This is a genomic window from Polaromonas sp. P3_C2 (genome assembly GCF_056402675.1).
Genome location: NZ_JBFUGX010000405.1, coordinates 1 through 3,923, shown reverse-complemented (window position 1 = coordinate 3,923; position 3,923 = coordinate 1). Strand labels below are relative to the sequence as shown.

The following is a 3,923-nucleotide window of genomic DNA, read 5'->3' as shown; positions in this document are numbered from 1 at the left end:
GGCAGCATGGTGCAATTCGGCTGGGGCTCCAAACAGCGGCGCATCCAGGCCGCGGAAATCGACGCCACCAGCGCCGTGGCCGAATCCATCGCGCAAGACAAGGACCTCACCAAAAAACTGCTGCGCGCGGCCGGCGTGCCCGTGCCGCTGGGCCGCCCGGTCACCGATACGGACGATGCCTGGGCCGCGGCCCTGGAAGTGGGTTTGCCGGTAGTCGTGAAACCGCTGGACGGCAACCAGGGCAAGGGCGTCACCGTCAACATCACCACGCGTGAACACCTCGACACCGCCTGGAAGGCAGCCGCCGAATACGGCGAAGTCATGGTCGAAAAATTCCTTCCCGGCAGCGACTTCCGCCTGCTGGTGGTGGGCAACAAGCTGGTGGCTGCCTCGCGGCGCGAGCCGCCGCAGGTCGTGGGCGACGGCCTGCACACCGTGCGTGAGCTGGTCGACATCGTCAACCAGGACCCCAAACGCGGCGAAGGCCATTCCACCTCGCTCACCAAAATCCGTTTTGACGACATCGCGGTGGCCCGCCTGGAAGCCCAGGAGCTCACGCCCGAATCCATTCCCGCCAAGGGCCGGCGCGTCATCCTGCGCAACAACGCCAACCTGAGCACCGGCGGCACGGCGACCGACGTGACCGATGACGTACACCCGGCTGTGGCCGCGCGCGCCGTGGCGGCCGCGCAAATGGTCGGCCTGCACATCTGCGGCGTCGACGTGGTGTGCGAAAGCATGCTGCGCCCGCTCGAATCGCAAAACGGCGGCGTCGTGGAAGTCAATGCCGCGCCGGGCCTGCGCATGCACCTGTCGCCCTCCTACGGCAAGGGCCGCGCCGTGGGCGTCGCCATGATCGACGAACTTTTTTCCCCCGGTGACAACGGCCGCGTGCCGGTGATTGCCGTCACCGGCACCAACGGCAAGACCACCACCACACGCCTGATTGCCCACCTGCTGGCCGCCGACGGTCTGCGCACCGGCATGACGAATACCGACGGCGTCTACATCAACGGGCGGCAAACCGACAGCGGCGACTGCAGCGGCCCCAAGAGCGCGCGCAATGTGCTCATGCACCCTGACGTCGACGCGGCCGTGTTCGAAATCGCCCGTGGCGGCGTGCTGCGCGAAGGCCTGGGTTTTGACCGCTGCGAAGTCGCCGTTGTCACCAACATCGGCAGCGGCGACCACCTGGGCCTGAACTACATCACCACGGTGGAAGACCTGGCCGTGCTCAAGCGCGTGATCGTGCAGAACGTCTCGACCACCGGCTACGCGGTGCTCAATGCCGCCGACCCCATCGTCGCCGACATGGCGGCCACCTGCCCCGGCAAGGTGATCTTTTTCGCCGCCGACCGGCACCACCCGCTCATGGCCACGCACCGCGCACAAGGCAAGCGCACCGTGTATGTCGACGGCCCCATGCTGGTAGCCGCCGAAGGCGCCTGGGTCGAGCGCATCGCGCTGCAGGGCGTTCCCGTCACACGCGGCGGCACCATCAGTTTCCAGGTCGAGAACGTCATGGCCGCCGTCGCGGCCGCCTGGGGCGCCGGCATCAACTGGGACACCATCAAGYGCGGCCTCTCCAGCTTTGTGACCGATGCGCACAACGCGCCCGGCCGTTTCAACGTGATGGACTACAAGGGCGCCACCGTGATCGCCGACTACGGCCACAACCCCGACGCCATGCGCGCCCTGGTGGCCGCGGTCGACGCCATGCCGGCCACGCCAAGGCAGCGTCGCAGTGTCGTGATCAGCGGCGCAGGCGATCGCCGCGACAGCGACATCCGCGACCAGACCATCATCCTGGGCGGCGCGTTTGACGACGTCATCCTCTACCAGGACGCCGCCCAGCGCGGCCGCGCTGACGGTGAAGTCATGGGCCTGCTGCGCCAGGGCCTGGAAGGCGCCCACAAGGCGCAACGTACCAAGAAAATCGACGAGATCCGTGGTGAGTTCCTGGCCATCGACACCGCGCTCGCGCGCCTGTCACCTGGTGACCTCTGCCTGATCCTGGTCGACCAGGTGCAGGAGGCGCTGGACCACCTGGCCGCGCGCGTGAAAGAAGCCAAAGAGACAGTTGCGCACTAGCGTGTCAGGGTTGCCGGGCAAAACGGAGAGCGGCGCGGATGAGCTGCACCGCTTTTCGCAGCCCGGCAAGCCAGCAGTGAATACGCAGGACCCTGAATTTCAATCAAAAAGAGGCTACAACCCAATCAGGACGAGCGCAAGCAGCTCCTGAATTAATAGCAAAGCCAGGCACCCTGCCCGCGTTAAACTTGCCCCATGACCTGGAACGCGACCCTCGCTCTCGACTACACCCACCAGGCCGGCAAGACCCTTGCCCACTTTCGCCATAGCGGACCCCTGCGCATCCTGCAAAGTCTTTACCCCGAAGGCGACGCGATTTGCCATAACGTCATCGTGCACCCACCCGGCGGCCTGGTCGGCGGCGACACGCTGGACCTGGCCTTCAGCGCAGCACCCGGCACACACGGCCTCATCACCACGCCCGGTGCCACCCGCTTTTACCGATCCGCCGGCGAGCCCGCCCTGCAGCGCACCCGCCTCGACCTGCAGGCCGGCGCCCGCATGGAATGGCTGCCGCTAGAAGCCATTTGCTACAACGGCTGCCTTGCCGAAAACCGCCTGACCATGACATTGGCGCCCGGCGCCGAACTGATCGGCTGGGACGTCACCGCCCTGGGCCTGCCCGCCGCCAGCCTGCCGTTCGAGAGCGGCAGCTTTCGCCAGCACATCGAAGTGCCCGGTGTCTGGCTCGAGCGCGCACGCATGGATGCCGCAGACACCTTGCTGATGAACAGCCCGCTCGGCATGGCCGGCAACCGCTGCCTCGCGTCACTCTTTTTTGTGGCCGGCAGCAAGCTCGAGCGCCATCGCCGCCAGCTGGCGCTGGACTGCGCACGTGACGTGATGCAGGCCCACCCGCTTGCCGCGTACGCCGGCGCGACCAGCCCCGACGGGCAGGTCGTCGTCATCCGTGTGCTGTCACCGGTGGTTGAACCTGCCATGGCCTTGCTCAAGCAGGTCTGGCAAGCCTGGCGCACACAGCTCTGGCAGCTGGCGCCGTCCACCCCGCGCATCTGGTCAATGTAGTGCTGTAACTGCCCCTGCAGGCTGTACAAGAAACCATCTTCAGAAAATTCGTTACGCCTGCCCCTCAGCTCAACGGGTTTTGTAGTCTTTAGTTAGCCGTTACCCGCGCGAACCCCGGCCCATCAAAAGCCGCTGAAAGACCTGTCCTACAGGCGAATGGGCTTAGGGCACGGCTTACCCGGACCTTTTCCTTTCATGGCCGTTTCAGGTAGCGGCCCAGACTCCCTTTATCGATATCCATCGAGTTTCGAACAAGGAGTTTGACCATGACCTCATCCCTGAATTTCCGCCTTGCGCGCATTACCGCCTGTTTCGGCGCCGCCGCCCTGCTTTCCCTGGGCGCTGCTGCCCAGATTGCTTCCGGCACCACCGGGATCGACGCCACGGGTGACGCCAGGAGCGAAATGGCCGCGTGTAACAACGGCAAGACCCAACAAGACCGGGCAACCTGTATCACTGAAGTGAAGAACGCCAATGCCGCCAAACGTGCCGGCAAGGTCGACAACGCCAATGGACAGTTTGCCGCCAATGCATTGAAGCGCTGTGATGTCTTCAAGGGTGAAGACCAGGTCGCCTGCCAGGCCCGTATCGTGGGCTATGGCAAGGCCGAAGGCAGCGTCGCCGGCGGCGGTGTGGTTCGCGAAGTTGAAACCGTTGTGGTGCCCCCAGGCGCCACCAACGTGCGCGTGCAGCCGCAGACCTCGACAGACATTGTGGTGATCCCGGCGCCCGTCGCCTCACCGCCGCAATAACCAGTTGCCACTCGCTCCGCCGGGGTTTGATGAATTCACCGGATGGAGCAGAAG

General features: G+C 65.3%; 3 protein-coding genes. All 3 read left to right on the top strand.

Translation table 11 applies throughout. From position 1 onward, the window contains the following. On the top strand, positions 1-2,091 hold a 2,091-nt coding region (locus AC1DWI_RS15995), incomplete at its 5' end, for a cyanophycin synthetase (protein ID WP_477725200.1). Between the two features lie 195 nt (positions 2,092-2,286). Continuing rightward, positions 2,287-3,117: an urease accessory protein UreD gene (locus AC1DWI_RS15990; protein ID WP_477668164.1), complete on the top strand. Its 831-nt coding sequence runs from the start codon at positions 2,287-2,289 to the stop codon at positions 3,115-3,117. A gap of 266 nt (positions 3,118-3,383) precedes the next feature. After that, the gene (locus AC1DWI_RS15985; protein WP_477668165.1) at positions 3,384-3,869 is read left to right on the top strand and encodes a hypothetical protein; all 486 of its coding nucleotides are present in this window, start codon (positions 3,384-3,386) and stop codon (positions 3,867-3,869) included. Positions 3,870-3,923: the final 54 nt, after the last annotated feature.

Coding starts and splice junctions, on each gene's coding strand:
- AC1DWI_RS15990 (WP_477668164.1), top strand. CDS start 2,287: ATGACCTGGAACGCGACCCTCGCTCTCGACTACACCCACCAGGCCGGC.
- AC1DWI_RS15985 (WP_477668165.1), top strand. CDS start 3,384: ATGACCTCATCCCTGAATTTCCGCCTTGCGCGCATTACCGCCTGTTTC.